This is a genomic window from Chromatocurvus halotolerans (genome assembly GCF_004340525.1).
GTDB lineage: Bacteria > Pseudomonadota > Gammaproteobacteria > Pseudomonadales > Halieaceae > Chromatocurvus > Chromatocurvus halotolerans.
In genome coordinates this window covers 1-17,015 of the sequence record NZ_SLWX01000010.1, presented here as the reverse complement: position 1 = coordinate 17,015, position 17,015 = coordinate 1, and the positions used below count along the sequence as shown (strand labels likewise).

Sequence of the window (17,015 nt, the reverse complement as noted above, 5' to 3'; positions counted from 1 at the left end):
GTGGGACGGCCGGTCGCTGCGGGGAGAGCGGCAGCGGCCGCTGCGCAACTCGTTCAGCAATCGCTGTGCGATTGCTGAACTCAGACAGTGCTCGCAGAAACCCCGCTGCCGCCCTCCCCGCAAAGCGCGACCCGATTGGCCGTCCCACCCACACCCTCGACCGGAACCCTCTGCCGGTGGTTCCTGCACGCCGAATCTTGCGCGGGGTAAGGACCTTTCACGGTGCTATCCGGTGGCGGACCGTCTGCGGCCAGGACGGCCGCAGCCGAGCCCCCATGGATGGGATCTCGGCGTGTCCGCCACCGGATAGCACCGTGAAAGGTCCGACGAGTGAGCCCCCATGGATGGGATCTCGGCGTGTCCGCCGGCGGGTGAAGCGGCGAAGGTTCCGGTGCGGCAGCCCCCCTGTGATTTCCCCACCACCCCCGGTAAACTCGAAACCCTTTAACGCCAAGTCTCTGGAGCACGCATGTCCGACATCAACAAAGTGGTTCTGGCCTATTCAGGCGGTCTCGATACCTCGGTGATCGTGCGCTGGCTGCAGGATACCTACCAGTGCGAGGTTGTCACGTTCACGGCCGATATCGGGCAGGGCGAGGAAGTCGAGCCCGCGCGGGCCAAGGCAGAGGCCCTGGGGGTGAAGGAAATCTATATCGATGATCTGCGCGAGGAGTTCGTGCGTGATTTCGTATTCCCGATGTTCCGCGCCAACACGCTGTACGAAGGCGAGTACCGGCTGGGCACCTCGATTGCCCGGCCGCTGATTGCCAAGCGCCTGATCGAGATTGCGAATGAGACAGGTGCCGACGCTATCTCCCATGGCGCAACCGGGAAGGGCAATGATCAGGTGCGCTTTGAATTGGGTGCTTATGCCCTGAAGCCCGGCATCCGCGTGATCGCGCCCTGGCGCGAATGGGATCTGACCTCCCGCGAGAAACTCATGGAGTACTGCGAGGCGCGGGACATCCCGGTAGATTTTGCCAGGCAGAAAACCAAGTCTCCCTATTCCATGGATGCCAACCTGCTGCATATCTCCTATGAAGGCGGCGTCCTCGAGGATCCCTGGCAGGAAGCAGAGGAGCCCATGTGGCGCTGGAGCGTCAGTCCTGAAGCCGCGCCGGATACGCCCACCTACATCGAGCTTGAGTACCGGCGGGGCGACATCGTGGCCATCGACGGCGAGTCCATGTCTCCGGCGACAGTGCTCGAGCACCTGAACAGGGTGGGCGGCGCGAACGGTATTGGCCGCGATGATATCGTCGAGAACCGCTACGTCGGCATGAAGTCCCGCGGTGCCTACGAGACGCCGGGTGGGACGATCATGCTGCGCGCCCACCGCGCCATGGAGTCGCTGACCCTGGATCGCGAGGTTGCGCACCTGAAGGATGAGCTCATGCCGCGCTACGCGCACATTATCTACAACGGTTACTGGTGGTCGCCGGAGCGCAGGATGTTGCAGGCCGCCATTGACCAGTCGCAGGAGTACGTGAACGGCACGGTGCGTCTGAAGCTCTACAAGGGCAATGTCATTGTCTGTGGCAGGCAGTCTTCGGACAGCCTGTTTGACGATCGCATCGCCACCTTTGAGGATGACGCCGGGGCCTATGACCAGAAAGATGCCGAAGGCTTTATCAAACTGAATGCGCTGCGCCTGCGCATCGCGGCCAATCGCGGCCGGGGTATGCTGTAGGGACGCAAGCCAACACTGGGGTGCGACGATGAATGCTCTGGACGCCGACATCATTATTGTCGGGGCGGGCCTTTCCGGGGTCGGTTCCGCCTGCCATCTGAAAGAGCACTGCCCCGATCGCAGCGTACTGATTCTGGAAGGTCGCGAAGCCATGGGGGGAACCTGGGATCTGTTTCGTTACCCGGGCATCCGCTCAGACAGCGATATGCATACGCTGGGCTACAATTTCAGGCCCTGGCGGGAGGCCAAGGCCATTGCTGATGGCCCGTCCATTCTCAACTACATCCGGCGCACGGCGCAGGACCACGGCATTGAGTCACTGATCCGCTACGGGCACTGGCTGAAGGCTGCCGACTGGTGCAGCGAGACCGCCTGCTGGACGCTCACCGTGCAAGATGTGGCCAATGACGTCACAATCACGCTGCGCTCGCGTTTCCTGCTGATGTGCGCCGGCTATTACAGCTATCGTCAGGGCCACCAGCCGGAATTTCCGGGTCGCGAGACCTTTCGCGGTGACTTCATTCATCCGCAGTTCTGGCCCGAAGCCTTCGACGCCCACGGCAAGCGAATTGTGGTGATCGGTTCGGGTGCCACGGCAATGACGCTGGTGCCGGAGCTGGCGAAAACCGCGGCGGAAGTGACCATGCTGCAGCGCTCGCCGACCTATGTGATCACAAGACCCGCGCGGGACCGGGTGGCCAACATGCTTCGCCGACTGTTGCCGGAAAGCTGGGCGTATGCGGCCACTCGCTGGAAAAACACCACCATGCAGCAGTGGCTGTATCGGCGCTCCCGCAAGTCCCCCGAGCAACTGAAGAACTACCTTATTGGTGAGGTGCGCAAGAAGGTGGGTGACACGGTGGATGTGGATCGTCACTTCACGCCAAGTTACAACCCCTGGGACCAGCGCCTGTGTCTGGTGCCGGACGATGATCTGTTTGATGCCTTGCGGGGAGGTCGCGCCCGCGTGGTCACCGATCACATCTCCCGCCTCACCGAGTCCGGCATTGAGCTGGCGTCGGGAGAAACGCTGGAGGCGGATACGATTGTTTCGGCGACAGGCCTGGAGCTGGTCATCATGGGTGATGCCGCATTCAGCGTGGACGGAAAGGCGGTGGATTTCGCGAACACCTGGACCTACAAGGGGATTATGTGCAGTGATCTGCCCAACCTGGTATCGGTCTTTGGCTATATCAACGCGTCATGGACACTGCGTGCAGACCTGACGGCGGAGTGGTTCTGTCGTCTGTTGAATCATATGCGTGATGACGGCGTCGATGTGGCGGTGCCGCGTGTGCCCGAGGAGCTCCAGTCGATGCCGGACCGCGACTGGATCGATGATTTTTCTGCCGGCTATATGCGTCGTGTCATGCACCGATTCCCGCGACAGGGGGATCGTGCGCCCTGGGTCAACCCGCAGGATTACCGGCGCGACCGCGAGCTGTTTCTCAAGTCACCCATTGATGACGGATCGCTTTATTTCGCCCCGGCGCCAACCTCCTTGTCTGAAGAGACGCAGGACAGTGGTCGTGTGCGCAACACGCAGGTCGTTGCCTGACGCGGTTCCCCGTCGCAGGCAATCATGGCAGACCGCGGCTAGCGGGCAGTTCCGGTAGTTCCTGAGGCTACTATCGTTTATTCGTCGACGGTTACATCGTCATCGTCATCGTCATCGTCATCGTCGTCATTGTCGTCATTGTCGTCATTGTCGTCCCCGGGTGACTCAGCATCGTCAGTGGGATCGAGGTCGTCGTCAGCCTCCGGGGATTCGGCTTCGTCATCATCGTCATTCACATCGGGGTCGTCGTCAGCCTCCGGGGATTCGGCCTCATCGTCCTCTTCGCCGGGATCGCCTTCGACGTCCTGTGAATCGTCGTCGGAATCATCCTCCGGAAACTCGATATCGCCGTCGAGATTGAGCGCCGATTCGAAGGTCACCTCATCAGCGATGCCGTTGGCAGGTGCCTCATCTTCCACGCGAACCAGATCCCCGATGCTGATGCTGGCGTAGAAAACGTCTGAGCCGACATCCTCATCGTCAATAGTCTCGAAGTCAGCGCCGGTAGTGTCGAAGGTCACACCCAGAATGGTGACGCTGACGCCGCTGACGAATCGCTCGACGGGCCCCTGGAGGATCTCATCATCGTCGTCATCCTCGCGCCGCACGCGGGTGGCCAGCATGGTATTGCCATTGAGGACAGCCTCTGCCGAGATGAAGGCGCCGGTACGAATAGCGCCGAAGGACAGGAAATCCTCATCGTCGTCCGTGAACAGGGTACGGTCATCTGATGTCAGCGTTATGCTGCCGGTCGCGAATTGCAGCGTCAGGGTACGTGCCTCCGCATCGATGCCGCTGAGACGCGCCTCGGCCCGGATGCGTCCGCGACGTGTCTTGACTGACGTGGCGTCCAGTACAGAGCCGTTCCAGGGTCCTTCGATTTCCACGATAAGACCCGCTCGGAGACCGTCGCCAGCCAGCTGCAGGTCGGCGCTCGCCGCGCTGACGGGAATATCCCGGACACGGAAGTTGCTGCGACTCGCAAAGTCGGTGATGGTGCCCTGAATGCGCAACTGGTCGCCGTTTTGCAGGTTGTCCGTGAGACTCCCGACCAGCGTTATCTGGCTGGCGGTAATGATATTGCCAGTAAGCGTTCCGGTCACCTCCACCTGCTGGCCATTCGCCAGTGTGCCCCCCGGCAGGTTCACCAGGGTGGCGTTGCCGGCCCGCACAATGCGATCGCCGGCTTGAAACTCGGTGCCCTCGAGCTGGGCAACCGTACCCTGCAGCTTGATTTCACTCTGACCGGCCACGAAATCGGGGTTCAGGGCGATACGCGTGGCGCGGATACGGTTCTGTGCGTCAACGAAGCCCGAGACTTCGACAACCTGGTCAAGGGCGATCGTGCTGAAGCGAAGGCCGCTGAAAACCGTGTTCACGCGCTCGGCGATGACGCTGCGATTGAGAATGCGCAGGCGCATGCTGTTGCCATCGCTGCTGAGTTCAATACTGTCTATCGGCCCGACGAGCTCGCGTTCGTAGTCCACCTCCTCGGCGATGCCCCTGCCCGGATCATCGTCATCGAGCGAGCCGCGCACGGTCACCACCATACCGGGCCCCAGGTCCTCCTCTCGGGCGCTCTCGCCATCAATGCGGATGTCGGCCCCGCTGACATCAAAGCGCACGCCGTTGACAAAGATGCTGCCGGTGCCGTCAATGGTGCCGCTGGTGGTGAACCCCGATCCACCAATACCGCCGCTGCTGCCTCCGCCGATGGGTAGCGATGGCGATAACACGGCGAGGCCGCCACCACCGCCGCCGCAGGCACTGACGATAGCGAATGCCGATGCGATTACGAGGATTCCAAGGCGGGACAGGTTCATGACGGAGTATCCTTGTTCAACGTGTCGTCAAAGTAATAAATGCCCACGGCGACATAATGCGGTTTACCGGCTTTCGGATCATCGGCGTCTACCTCGTGCGCCGATAGCCAGCGATGGTAATCCTCAAGCAGTTCCTGCGACTTGCGGTTTGCCATCTCGCGAAAGGCTTCCAGTGCGTCTTCGCGAACGGCGGGATTTGAGACTTTGCGCTGGAAAACGCGCGCTGGCTTCTCAGCGGCGAGATTATGCGAAATGGTGCCGATCAGCTCTCCCGGGTCACGTCCAAGGATGTGAATGCGTTCCACCGGCGTGTGAGAAGGCATGTACGCCCGCTCCAGGAGACGGACACAGTCGGCAGTTCGGCTCACGGTGTGACTCGCTTCAAGCACGCCGAGCATCGCCGCTGGGGGGATATCCCCGCTGTAGTCCTTGGTCAGGGTGGAGAAGCTGTTTTCGCCCTCCATCGGCAGCGATCTTGGCTGCCCGCTGGCGTCGTGGAAGCGTGGGTCAGCCAGCCAGCCACTGACAACGCGAATTGCGCGGTTGTAGCGTTGGTCGCTATCATGTCCGCTGTGAATGTCGAGCTCGATAAGGCGCTTGGCTTCCTTACGCGTCAGGCCGGTGAGCGCCGACACGCTGGAAATGCTTGCACGGCGACCGCTTTTGCCAATGTGGATGAAACCTTCCTCGACATAGGCCTTGCGAGCCAGTTCTGCGAATGTGCCGTACGCCATACCATGGTGCAGCAGGACGCGAACGAGGGGTCGTAAAAGGCGCAGGGTGGCCGAGCGTAACGCTGTTTGTATGGTCTCTGGCATCATGGGAAAATAATCCCATTCGCCTCTCCAGTCAATGATATTCCGGCGTGAGTCATGGAGGTGTGAAGTGAGTCGCAGTGGTGGAGGTCAGCCGTGGAAGTGATGGAGCAGGTGATCAGTTGCCCGTACTGCGGCGAATCGCAGTCCGCACTTGTCGATCCCGAGAATATCGGCGTGAGTTATGTCGAGGATTGCCAGGTGTGTTGTCAACCCATGGTGTTGCTGCCGCAGGATGCGGGTGAGGGCATGGTTGATCTCGCGGTGATGCGGGAGGACGAGTAACACGTCAGCCTGCCAGGAGCCTGAATGCAGCATCACGTGGGCGTTGACGAGAGTGGCGCTGGTTGATCGAATTTATAAATGAGCGCCATCTAGAAAAAGAGTTTTATCGATTGCTGGCGATCACGTAATATTATCGAGTAGTTAATGAAGGCCTGGATTGTGCGTTCCGAAGCGTGTGCGCGTGCCGGGCTTTTTCCCATGCCACAAGCAAGGAGGTTTTCATGAGCGCAGTAACCCGAGTCCCCCACGTTGTTTTCAAGACCCGCGTCAGAGACGAGTCTATTGGCGGTGACAACCCCTATGACTGGAAGGATCAGACCACTGCAGACATTTTTGGTGGCAAGAAGGTTGTTGTCTTCTCCTTGCCCGGCGCCTTCACGCCCACCTGTTCATCGAATCACCTGCCTCGTTACGATGAACTGTACGAGGAGTTCAAGGCACAGGGCGTCGATGAGATTATCTGTGTGTCGGTGAACGATGCTTTTGTCATGTTCAAGTGGGGCAAGGAGCAGGGCAACAAGAACATTTTCCTGCTGCCCGACGGTAACGGCGAGTTCACCCGCAAGATGGGCATGCTGGTCGATAAATCCAATCTGGGCTTTGGCATGCGTTCATGGCGTTACAGCATGCTGGTCAACGATGGCGTGATCGAAAAGATGTTTGTCGAGCCGGACTTTGGTGACAACTGCCCGACAGACCCCTTCGAAGTGTCGGATGCGGACACCATGCTGGCCTACCTGAAAGGTCAGGAGCCTGCGGGTGTTTCCGAGCCGCGTAAATCCTTCGTTGGCTGAAGGTGACCGCTGCTCTGGAAAAGGCGAGCCAGGTGGCTCGCCTTTTTTTTGCCTTGTGCCTTGGCGTCAGGTCCGGTGCCCGGGCCTGACGCCAAGGCGCCGTGAGTCGCGCGATGCCACTTGACGCCATCGTACATGAGTCCCCACCGGAGGCGCCGCCACCGAAGCCGGTGCGCTTTCCGGATCTGCGCGGTGAGTGGCGTATCGGCCGCGAAGCGCTGCGGCTGGCGTTTTCCGCGCGCAGGCTGTTCAGGGCGGGTAGAGGGCATGGCGAAACCGTGCTGCTGGTACCCGGCTGGCAGGCGCCCGAGGCAAGCATGGCGCCGCTGCGGCGCCTGCTGTTGCGCAAGGGCTACGATGCGAGGCACTGGGGCCTGGGCGTGAACAGGGGCCAGGTTGAGCGCTACCTCGAGGTGCTGGTGCCGCAAGTCGAAGCGCTGGCGCAGGAGCGCAGCGGTCGTGTCGCGCTCGTGGGCTGGAGCCTGGGTGGTGTGATTGCACGCGAAATCGCGCGTGTCGTTCCCGGCGCGGTGAGCTGTGTGATCACTTACGGCAGCCCGGTGGTAGGCGGGCCCACCTATTCGGTGGCCGCGTCCTCTTACGGTCGCGATGAATGCGAACGTATTGCTGGCGTCTCCCATCAGCGGGCAAAAGATCAGCCAATCGGCGTCCCGATGTCGGTGATTTTCAGCCGTGGCGATACGATTGTGTCCTGGCCTGCCTGTATAGATCGCTTCAGCACAAGGGTTGTGCACTATGAGGTGACGTCGACGCACCTCTCCATGGGTATTGATCCGTCTGTCTGGCAGGTGGTGCTGGACACGCTGGGGCGGCATGCCGCTGACTGACACGTCGGTGTGAACCGTGGCGTTGACCTCCGGTCGTCGCCCGTCTGTCAGTGGAAGTTCCGCGACTTCACGCCCAGCCCTGCCAGTTCTGCCGTGTAGTCATACAATGCCCCGGCGATAACATGGGTGACGTTTTCCCGGGTTTCCAGCGTGCCTTTGATGAGCAATAGCCTCCCCGTCATCAGAGCCTGGCGAAAGTTTTCCTGAACCCGCGGCCAGACCACGATGTTGCTGTTACCTGTTTCATCCTCCAGTGTCAGAAACAGCACGCCCGAGGCCGTTCCCGGCCGCTGTCGGCAGGTGACCAGGCCGGCGATACGCACAAAGCCCCGATGGGGTACGTCGACGAGATCAGACTGGCGCTTGCAGCGGTCAAAGGGCGGACGATCACGCAGCAGCAGCATGGGATGGCTACGCAGAGTCAGCCCGATGGCGCTGTAGTCGGCGAGCACGTCCTCCGCGACGCTTGGGGCCTCAAGGATGACGCCGTCATCCAGGGCGCGAACCGGTTCGCTGCTCTCGTACTGCAGTAGTGGCTTGCGCGACTCCATGGCCAGCACCTGCCACTGGGACTGGTGCCGATGGCCGCTGATGCTGGCCAGGGCATCTGCCGCCGCCAGTGCCTGCATGTCGTCTCGATGCAGGCCGGCGCGTTCGCGCAGGTCCCTGACCTGGGTGAACGCCTGCTGGCGACGTGCCTGGAGCAGGCGACGGGCGCCGTCGCGGGACAGGCCGCGGACCAGCCGCAGGCCCAGACGGATCGGCCCCTGTGCCGGGTGCAGGTTGTGTTCATCCTGCGGCAGCGTGTGGTCCCAGTCACTGGCGTTGATATCGATGGGTAAGGTGCAAACGCCATGTCGGGCCGCGTCCTGCAGCAACTGCGAGGGTGAATAGAAGCCCATCGGCTGGCTGTTCAGCAGCCCGGTGTAGAACGCCGCCGGGTGGTGGCACTTGAGCCAGGCTGAAACATAGGCGAGCAGGGCGAAGCTGGCGGAGTGCGACTCGGGAAAGCCATAGCCGCCAAAGCCCTTGATCTGCTCGAACAGGCGGTGCGCGAAGTCTTCATCGTAGCCACGCTCGATCATCCCTTCGGTAAGCTTTTTCTCGAAGGTGAGAAGCTTGCTGTCACGGCCCCAGTTGGTGATGGCGCGGCGCAGTGAATCGGCTTCGCCACCGGTAAAGCCCGCCGCCACCATCGCCAGGCGGATGACCTGCTCCTGGAAGATGGGTACGCCAAGGGTTCGGTCGAGCACGGCGCGGATTTTATCGTCCGGATAGGTGACCTGCTCCAGCCCCTGCTTGCGCCGCAGGTAGGGATGCACCATGTCGCCCTGAATCGGCCCGGGGCGCACGATGGCGATCTCGATCACCAGGTCATAGAAGCATTGCGGCTTCAGCCGCGGCAGCATGGTCATCTGCGCGCGGGACTCGATCTGGAATACGCCCATGGAATCCGCTTGCTGCAGCATGCGGTAGGTGGCGGCGTCCTCCTTCGGCACATCGCCGATAGCGCGCAGGGTCGGCTGGTAACGGTGTACCAGCTGCAGCGTCTTGCGGATGGCCGAGAGCATGCCCAGGGCGAGCACATCCACCTTGAGCAGTCCAAGCGACTCGATGTCGGTCTTGTCCCACTGGATGACGGTGCGCTCCGGCATGCTGGCATTCTCTACCGGCACCATGGCTGACAGCGGTCCGCGGGAGATCACGAAGCCGCCCACGTGCTGCGACAGGTGGCGGGGGAAGCCGAGCAGTTCCTGCACCAGGGCGTAGAACAGCTCCGCCATCTGGCTGTGGGAGGCTACGCCCTGTTCGGCAAAGCGCTTCTCCAGGTCGCGGGTCTTGTCCCACCAGGCCATCGACTTGGCGAGGTCCTCGACGAAGATCGGATCCAGCCCCAGCACCTTGCCGACATCGCGCACCGCACTACGGGCGCGGTAGGTAATGACTGTGGCGGCCAGTGCGGCGCGCCGGCGACCGTACTTATCATAGATATACTGGATGACCTCCTCGCGTCGCTCGTGCTCGAAATCCACATCGATATCCGGGGGCTCGTCCCGCTCCCGGGAAATGAAGCGCTCGAACAGCAGAGACACCTGCTCGGGAGAGACCTCGGTAATGAACAGGCAGTAGCACACCACCGAGTTGGCCGCCGAGCCGCGGCCCTGGCAGAGGATGTCCCGCTCCCGGGCAAAGCGCACGATGTCGTACACCGTGAGAAAGTAGTACTCGTAGTTGAGCTCGTGTATCAGCGACAGCTCCGTCTCGATCCGCTCGCCGATGGCGTCGGGCACGCCCTGCGGCCAGCGTCGCTGCATGCCCGCTGTTACCTGTTCGCGCAGATAGCTGGCGGCGGTATGGCCTTCCGGCACGACTTCTTCCGGATACTCATAGCGCAGTTCGTCCAGGCTGAAATCGCAACGTGCGGCAATGTTCGCCGACTCCTGCATCAGTTCCACCGGGTACAGGCGCTGCAGGTGCGCCAGCGTGCGCAGGTGCTGCTGTGCATTGGGCAGGCGACGCATGCCGAGCTGATCCACCGAGGTGTTATAGCGCAGCGCCGTCATGACATCGTGCAGGGCCTTGCGCGAGGCGCGGTGCATCTGTACATCGCCACAGGCCACCAGTGGCACTTGCAGTTCCTGTCCCAGTCGCTGCAGGGCCAGGTAGCGCTCCACCTCGCCGTTGCCCAGCAGGTAGTGCACTCCTAGCCACACGCGACCTTTGCACAGGCGACGCAGCTGCAGGCCGTAGGCGCGGGTCTCGTCGCTGCTGTCCTCCGGCAGCCAGATCAGCAGGCAGCGCTTGAGATGAAAAATGATATCGCGCAGCGTCACCCGATAGCTGCCCTTGGGGCTGCGCCGCCGGGCCATGCTGATCAGTCCGGAAAGCTCCCCATAGGCGGCCCGGGAAGGGACTAGCGCCACCAGTCTGACGCCTTCCACCAGGTTCAGTTCGCTGCCGATGATGAGCTTTAGACCCACCTCTTTCGCGGCGACATGCGCCTTCACCACTCCGGCCAGGGAGCACTCGTCGGTGATGGCCAGGCCCGCATAACCCAGGTGCGCGGCGCGCTCGACCAGTTCGTGCGGGTGGGAAGCGCCGCGCAGGAAGCTGTAGCAGGTGAGGCAGTGGAGTTCGGTGTAGGGCATGGGTCAGGGGATGTCGAGCGGGCTGCGGACGCCCATGGCGCCGCGCCCGAGCACATGGGTGTATATCTCAGTGGTTCTTACGTCGCTGTGCCCAAGCAGCTTCTGAATGGTTCGCAGATCGTATCCCTGCTGCAGAAGCCGCGTCGCAAAGCTGTGGCGGAACGTGTGGCACTTGACCGGCTTGCAGATACCAGACGCCCTGCGCGCGTTGGTCAGGGCTTTCCGCAGAGATGACTCGTGCAGATGGTGACGGCGCAATACACCCGTTCGCGGGTCCGGCCCTATGGATGAGGAAGGAAAGAGGAATTGCCAGGCCGTTTCCTTTGCAGCATTGGGGTATTTTCTTGCGAGTGCGTAGGGAAGGTAGACCTCGCCAAACCCATCTTCCAGATCGCGTCTATGCTGTTTTTCTGCTTTTCTGATCTGTTCCTGCAGGTAGGGCTTGAGCTTTTCAGGTAACAGCGTGACGCGATCCTTGTCGCCTTTACCAGAACGCACGGTGATGGTTGACAGCTCGAAGTCCAGGTCCTTGATGCGCAGGCTCAGCATTTCGTTCTGGCGTAAGCCAGTGCCGTACAGTAACTCGAGCATGAGCCGATGATTGGCCGCGGTGTGCTCAAGAATATGCATCACCTCAGTATGTGTGAGTACGGTGGGCAGGTGACGCTTCGGCGATGCTCTGTTGAAATACAACTGGTCAAGATTGGCGCCCAGGAATTTTGTGAACAAATAGATCAGTGAATTCAGCGCAACCCGCTGCGTGGCTGGAGAGCAGTTGCGTTCATTCGCCAGGCTGCTCAGAAAGCCGTTGATATGCTCTGACGACATGCGAGATGGGTGCTGCTTTCCGTGGAACAGAATGAAGCGCCGCATCCAGTGGATGTAGGTCTTTTCCGTTTTCCAGGCGTAGCCTGCATCACGCATATGCCGGCGCACCTGATCCAGAAGGCGTACCGGTTCCCGGGGTATGCTTGGCCGAATGTCGTCCATGGCAGAGTACCACTTATACTGTACGTATATACAGTATAATATGTTCCCGGATTTTCAAGCCGGTTTTCAGCGGGAGGGTGTGAGATTTATTGAGGTAGGTTCAGCAACAGATTGATATTTCATTGGAATGGGAAAACCGTGATGGTTTTATATGATGAAACGGTTCAACGGGACTGTTCCGGTTATCTTGTGAAATTAATATCGGCTATGTGTAGGACGTTGATTTCATGTTTGATTGCCGACTGAAAATAGAGATGACGATGGTGTTAATCGGAAGCGTGTTATACGGTTGGGTTCGTATACTTAGCTGTTATTGAGCGCTCGCCGCAAGGAATCGAGAAATGCAGTTCACGGCAAGTCCGGTGCTTCGATTAGGGAACCCGGCCTCAAAACCTTGGTTTGGCTTATATCTCAGCGAGTCTGTTCCTGGTGCCATTTATAATGGAAAAACGTCTCCGCGGAGACGTTACTTCGTCTTCAACGATGCCGCTTGCAAAGTCAGCCGTTCACGGGGGTTGAACAGTTTCGTTCACGGTGCTTCTGTTAAGCTGGGGCCTCCGCCTACGCTCCGGAATGCCTTTATAGGCGCTGCAATAACCAGGCAGGGCAGCGGACGGCGTCGCCGCCACTGCCTGCAGCGTTATGCCGAAAGGCAGGAGCAGCCTCGTAAATTGCGGCGAAATCATAATCGCATCAGGATGGATTTTGGATCGAGTTGATTGATACGCGAGGAGAAAAGTTGTGAGAAACTTGATTATTGCCGTTATTGTAGTTGTCCTTAGTTCCTGTACCACTGAGCAAGAACAAAAGAAGACAACACCAGAAGTCCGTTTTATACCAGGTACTACCGTAGATTTCACATTTGACTCGAACGGTCTAACTTTATCCGGTATCTTCGACACTCCCGCCAAAAACGTGAGCGAGGCGTTAATCATATTCGTACATGGCTACGGTGGGTCAGATATCCGTGGACGGAACTCTTATGCTGACCTGCGTCAGCGATTTAATGAGATCGGCATTGCCACAGCAGTCTGGGATAAACCCGGTCAAGGGCAAAGCGAAGGCGCGTTCGATATTAACCAATCCGTGTTTAGCAGTGCTGAGGAAGTACTGGACGCGGTGAGCTATCTTCGGCAGGTCAACGCTCCTGGATCCGATCGAATCGGTATTTGGGGTATTAGCCGTGCCGGCTGGATCGCGCCAATTGCGTTATCAACAGACTCAAATATCAATTTTTGGATATCGGTTAGCGGTACGACCGCAGAAGACAATTTTTCTTATTTACTGTTGTCAAATTTACCTCATGAAGGTGGCACTGTTGAGCAAGCTGAAAAGTTAGCGGAAGAATGGCGCGCTGGATGTAATATCTTTCGCTCCGGAGGGAGCTTTGATCTTTATCAGAGCGCCACTCAACAACTACGCGCGAATGAATACATCAAGCAAATGCGCGGCGAATGGCAAAGCCGCGCACAGTATGAAGCGCAACAACTAGCCTGCAATGCCGGCACCTGCGCGAATATCGACGACGATATGTGCTCCTATGTCTTTATTGAGAATTTTGAAGCCATGCTATCTTCTCTGGAAGTCGACACGTTAGCGATATTCGGTGAGCGGGATTTGAATGTTGATTGGCACAAGACCTCCAAAATGTACCAAGCCACCATCGGTCAGAACCCGAAAGCTTCGCTGGTAGTCGCATCATTTGAAGATGCTGATCATAACCTTCATGTTTCTGAGACTGGAAGCATCCGCGAGATGCAGAATATGAAAAGCCCTATAAAGAGTGACGGATATTACGATGTGCAACTAAAATGGCTTTTAGAAACCGTTTTAGAAAGCGGTTCATCCAATTGATGTCGTTAGGGTGTTTCAGGTGTAGGTGATCGGGTGAGATGCTGATATCACTCAAACGGAGTGTCAGAAGCTGGCGCATAACCAAGCCATTAAATTCGCTCCCTTCCGTCGCCGGACGCTCGCAAGCTCGCGCCGTTTATGGCGGGCGTTATGCGCATTTCACCTCTAGGCCACGGAAGAGGTTCTGATGACTGATCATTTCGGTTCTTGTCTGTGCGGCACGGTGAGCTTTTGGGTCAAAGGTGAATTCGATAGCTTCTACTTGTGCCATTGTAGGCATTGCCAAAAAGATACGGGTTCGGCCCATGCGGCAAATTTATTCTCGCATTCTGCTAAATTGATCTGGCAATCGGGTGCAGATGTCGTGGCTTCCTTTACGCTTCCAGATACGGATCATAGCCGGAGCTTTTGTAAGTTGTGTGGTTCAGCATTGCCGAATTCGCCAGTCACGAATTTAGTCGTTGTTCCTGCAGGGTGTTTGGATTCTCAATTAACGATGTTGCCAACGGCGCATATATTCTCATCCAGCAAAGCCGTTTGGGATGAGCGGTTGGCGGAGGTACCGAAGTTCGAGGGCCTGCCAACGTGAATCACCACATAACCAGTGCATTAAATTCGTTCCGGCCCGATGGGCCTCCAACGGACGCCCTAGTCGGGTACCGTTTATGCGGGCGTTATTGAGCGATCCCCGCAAGGAATCGCGAAATGCAGGTCACGGCAAGTCAGGTACTTCGATTAGGGAACCCGGCCTCAAAACCTTGGTTTGGCTTATATCTCGGCGAGTCTGTTCCTGGTGCCATTTATAACGGAAAAACGTCTCCGCGGAGACGTTACTTCGTCTTCAACGATGCCGCCTGCAAAGTCAGTCGTTCACGGGGGGCGAGCAGTTTCGTTCACGCTGCTTCTGTCGGGTTGAGGCCTCCGCCTACGCTCCGGCAACGTGGCAATCGGATTGCCTTTCTCTGAGCTTCAATAACCAGGCACGGCAGCGGGCGGCTTAGCCGCCGCTGCCTGCAGCGTTATGAGTCTTGCACGCTCCGAGATGACTTACGAAGAGTTCAATGATCTTTGCGGGGCTCTGCCTGCTACCTAATCTTCTCAAATTCGTGGAAAAAGGCGTCAGAGTAAAAGCAACAGGCTTTGGTCGGGTTGATTTCGATGTGCATCAGGCCCTAAGAGATATTTGCACTGCAAACCCACAGTCATTAATGTTTGGAACAGACCAGCCATCGACTAGGGTGCCTAAACTATACACAGATGAAGATTTGCTGCTATTAGTAGACAGTATCGAAGCAGATTTAGTAACAGCCGTCTTGGAGAAGAATGCTCTTGAACTGTATAGGCCTGCAGGTAGTTAACCAGTGCAAGCAGTCTGCTCCTTTCAGTCAACGGGCGCTGCTAACGCAGCACCGCTGTTGCGGGCGTTAGCCGCACGAAGAGAAGAAAAACCATGATTGCCCGCATTTCTATTCGACTGGCGTGCTCGGAACGAGATCTTTGGCGGAAGATCATCGAGCCAAAGTCATTACAGTTCGTCGCGTCACCGCTCGTGAGCTTTGAGCCTTTGCAGCAAGGTGCTCTTTCCGGTGACTGGCAAGTCGGGATTCCGTATTCGCTGAAGCTGTACTTTCTTAAAGTCATTCCTCTGGGCCGCCACACAATCCAATTGGTGAGCATAAATAAAGGGGTCTTCCCCAGTCATGGTGGGTAATCATCGCGCCGTTCCGGCAGGATAAAGCTCAAGCCCACCCAGGTGGAAGTAAATGGCGTTGCGGAATCGTTGCTTGTTCCGGAATCCGCGGGCACGTACCTTCACCGTCTTGATGCGACTGTTGATGCTCTCCGCAAAGCTGTTGTCGGCTTTCAGTATCACCGCGTTGATAATGCCCCACAGGGACTTCTTCAGCGTGCCCGCCACTTTCTTCATGGGTGCAAGGCGGCTACGAACCATCCAGTTGATCAGCCGCTTCCAGCCCTTTAGCGCCCAGGTGCGGTGCTGGTAATGCCATAACTGCGCCGCGAACTCTTTCATGGCCCAGGCGCGGGCAGTTTTCAGGCTGGACTGGCGCAGCGTGGTGAACGCTCGCCGCTGATGCCAGCTCATGTTGCCGCGGTTTCGCAGCCACTGGTATTTGGTACCCTTCAGCTGCTGGTCGCCGCCCTTGACCAGCTGACGATGCTCATCACGGCGGACCTGATCGACGCCTTTGCCCAGGTACTGCGCGACGTGAAAGCGATCAAACGCAATCTTCTGGTCGGCATCAGGAATCGCCGCTCGCGTTGCCTTGATGTAGGCCGGCCACATGTCCATGCAGACCGCCTCGATTCCGTTGCGCTGCTCCTCATCCAGTTGCTCGTAGAAGCTACCCAGGCTCGCTGTTACGCGATCGTCGGCGACGTGAAGAACAGTGCCGGACGCCTGATCCGTCACCACCGTGATGTAATCGTGGCCCTTGCGGTAGGAGGTCTCGTCTACGCTCAATCGCTTCGGTGCCATGGCCTCCCGACGCGACAAGCCGCGCCGGACAGCGCGCTGCATAATTCCATCGACAGCGTTCCAGCTCAGACGCAGTCGCTCGGCTACCGCACTGACCGCTGCCGTCTTCAGCCAATCGATCACTAATGCCTCGAACAGGGCTGTGAACCCGCTTCCCGGTTCCGCCCAGGGCACATCGACCGTCACAACGCCATGTTCTTGGCATTCCACTCGCGGCACGTCTGCCACCAGCAGCGTTTTCAACTGACAGGTGTCCAGGTGTCGCCAGCGTCGCCGCCGCTTGTCGTACCTCGGGCATGCGGTTCCGCACCTGGGGCAACTGAGTTTATCCCCGGCATAGTTCACCTCAACCTCAACTTCATCGTCTGCGAGCGAGACATTGACGGAGGACACCTTCCAGGGCTTCTGGATACCGAGTATCTGGCTATAGAGCTGTGTATCTTTCATGCACACAAGGCTAATCTACCCACTCGATTTGGTGAAGGCCCAAATAAAGAGACCAACACCATCGTCAGCAAAGAGAAATCCGGCTTGCGCACTTATGGAATCACAGCGACAGCTTTTTCGTTACGGCTTCGCCTGCGTTACAAAGCTGCGCGTGTTAGCGGCGTTAGCGCCTAGCAGTCTGTCGGACTCACGTCCGACAGACACGGTTTAAAGTCGTGGTAACGGTTCAAAGCTGTTAGTTTTGCTTCTGGTGGTTCTGAGTGCG

The 17,015-nt window shown here is 58.5% G+C and carries 13 protein-coding genes; 8 read left to right on the top strand and 5 right to left on the bottom strand.

Annotation, left to right across the window (positions count from 1 at the left end; genetic code table 11):
* Positions 1-469: 469 nt before the first annotated feature.
* Both EV688_RS11660 and EV688_RS11655 read left to right on the top strand, forming a co-directional pair.
* Positions 470-1,690, top strand: coding sequence for an argininosuccinate synthase (locus EV688_RS11660; protein ID WP_117318589.1), 1,221 nt, complete (start codon positions 470-472; stop codon positions 1,688-1,690).
* Positions 1,691-1,718: 28 nt separating this feature from the next.
* A complete protein-coding gene (locus tag EV688_RS11655; RefSeq protein ID WP_117318591.1) occupies positions 1,719-3,248 on the top strand; it encodes a flavin-containing monooxygenase in 1,530 nt (509 codons plus the stop codon).
* 77 nt (positions 3,249-3,325) lie between these two features.
* Here the strand turns inward: EV688_RS11655 and EV688_RS11650 are convergent, their stop codons facing one another.
* Together EV688_RS11650 and EV688_RS11645 are read right to left on the bottom strand one after the other, a co-directional pair.
* Entirely contained in the window at positions 3,326-5,071 is a 1,746-nt protein-coding gene (locus EV688_RS11650; RefSeq protein WP_117318594.1) for a DUF5666 domain-containing protein, read from the bottom strand.
* Positions 5,068-5,889 (bottom strand): DUF6502 family protein, encoded by an 822-nt coding sequence (locus EV688_RS11645; RefSeq protein WP_240624387.1) that lies wholly within the window; start codon positions 5,887-5,889, stop codon positions 5,068-5,070. Before EV688_RS11645 ends, EV688_RS11650 begins: the two co-directional genes overlap by 4 nt.
* Positions 5,890-5,991: 102 nt before the next feature.
* Here EV688_RS11645 and EV688_RS11640 point away from each other — a divergent pair, with 102 nt between their 5' ends.
* From EV688_RS11640 to EV688_RS11630, 3 genes are all read left to right on the top strand, one after another.
* Positions 5,992-6,171 carry a zinc ribbon domain-containing protein gene (locus EV688_RS11640; protein ID WP_240624388.1) on the top strand — a complete coding sequence of 60 codons (180 nt, stop codon included), beginning with the start codon at positions 5,992-5,994 and terminating at the stop codon, positions 6,169-6,171.
* 221 nt (positions 6,172-6,392) lie between these two features.
* Positions 6,393-6,965 carry a peroxiredoxin gene (locus EV688_RS11635; protein ID WP_117318600.1) on the top strand — a complete coding sequence of 191 codons (573 nt, stop codon included), beginning with the start codon at positions 6,393-6,395 and terminating at the stop codon, positions 6,963-6,965.
* A 113-nt stretch (positions 6,966-7,078) separates the two neighbouring features.
* Positions 7,079-7,813 (top strand): esterase/lipase family protein, encoded by a 735-nt coding sequence (locus tag EV688_RS11630; RefSeq protein WP_240624385.1) that lies wholly within the window; start codon positions 7,079-7,081, stop codon positions 7,811-7,813.
* Positions 7,814-7,860: 47 nt separating this feature from the next.
* Here the strand turns inward: EV688_RS11630 and EV688_RS11625 are convergent, their stop codons facing one another.
* The gene (locus EV688_RS11625; RefSeq protein ID WP_117318602.1) at positions 7,861-10,962 is read right to left on the bottom strand and encodes an error-prone DNA polymerase; all 3,102 of its coding nucleotides are present in this window, start codon (positions 10,960-10,962) and stop codon (positions 7,861-7,863) included.
* A gap of 3 nt (positions 10,963-10,965) precedes the next feature.
* Positions 10,966-11,952, bottom strand: a complete 987-nt coding sequence (locus EV688_RS11620) for an integron integrase (RefSeq protein ID WP_117318604.1) — start codon at positions 11,950-11,952, stop codon at positions 10,966-10,968.
* A gap of 741 nt (positions 11,953-12,693) precedes the next feature.
* Here EV688_RS11620 and EV688_RS11615 point away from each other — a divergent pair.
* From EV688_RS11615 to EV688_RS11605, 3 genes are all read left to right on the top strand, one after another.
* Positions 12,694-13,806 (top strand): alpha/beta hydrolase family protein, encoded by a 1,113-nt coding sequence (locus EV688_RS11615; protein ID WP_117318606.1) that lies wholly within the window; start codon positions 12,694-12,696, stop codon positions 13,804-13,806.
* A gap of 187 nt (positions 13,807-13,993) precedes the next feature.
* The gene (locus EV688_RS11610) at positions 13,994-14,395 is read left to right on the top strand and encodes a GFA family protein (protein WP_117318608.1); all 402 of its coding nucleotides are present in this window, start codon (positions 13,994-13,996) and stop codon (positions 14,393-14,395) included.
* Between the two features lie 861 nt (positions 14,396-15,256).
* The gene (locus EV688_RS11605; RefSeq protein WP_117318611.1) at positions 15,257-15,517 is read left to right on the top strand and encodes a hypothetical protein; all 261 of its coding nucleotides are present in this window, start codon (positions 15,257-15,259) and stop codon (positions 15,515-15,517) included.
* On the opposite strand, the gene EV688_RS11600 is transcribed toward EV688_RS11605, so the two are convergent.
* Entirely contained in the window at positions 15,518-16,750 is a 1,233-nt protein-coding gene (locus EV688_RS11600; RefSeq protein ID WP_117318613.1) for an ISL3 family transposase, read from the bottom strand. It lies immediately after the preceding gene.
* Positions 16,751-17,015: the final 265 nt, after the last annotated feature.

Coding starts and splice junctions, on each gene's coding strand:
- EV688_RS11605 (WP_117318611.1), top strand. CDS start 15,257: ATGATTGCCCGCATTTCTATTCGACTGGCGTGCTCGGAACGAGATCTT.
- EV688_RS11645 (WP_240624387.1), bottom strand. CDS start 5,889: ATGCCAGAGACCATACAAACAGCGTTACGCTCGGCCACCCTGCGCCTT.
- EV688_RS11600 (WP_117318613.1), bottom strand. CDS start 16,750: ATGAAAGATACACAGCTCTATAGCCAGATACTCGGTATCCAGAAGCCC.
- EV688_RS11635 (WP_117318600.1), top strand. CDS start 6,393: ATGAGCGCAGTAACCCGAGTCCCCCACGTTGTTTTCAAGACCCGCGTC.
- EV688_RS11625 (WP_117318602.1), bottom strand. CDS start 10,962: ATGCCCTACACCGAACTCCACTGCCTCACCTGCTACAGCTTCCTGCGC.
- EV688_RS11660 (WP_117318589.1), top strand. CDS start 470: ATGTCCGACATCAACAAAGTGGTTCTGGCCTATTCAGGCGGTCTCGAT.
- EV688_RS11650 (WP_117318594.1), bottom strand. CDS start 5,071: ATGAACCTGTCCCGCCTTGGAATCCTCGTAATCGCATCGGCATTCGCT.
- EV688_RS11655 (WP_117318591.1), top strand. CDS start 1,719: ATGAATGCTCTGGACGCCGACATCATTATTGTCGGGGCGGGCCTTTCC.
- EV688_RS11620 (WP_117318604.1), bottom strand. CDS start 11,952: ATGGACGACATTCGGCCAAGCATACCCCGGGAACCGGTACGCCTTCTG.
- EV688_RS11630 (WP_240624385.1), top strand. CDS start 7,079: ATGCCACTTGACGCCATCGTACATGAGTCCCCACCGGAGGCGCCGCCA.
- EV688_RS11610 (WP_117318608.1), top strand. CDS start 13,994: ATGACTGATCATTTCGGTTCTTGTCTGTGCGGCACGGTGAGCTTTTGG.
- EV688_RS11640 (WP_240624388.1), top strand. CDS start 5,992: ATGGAGCAGGTGATCAGTTGCCCGTACTGCGGCGAATCGCAGTCCGCA.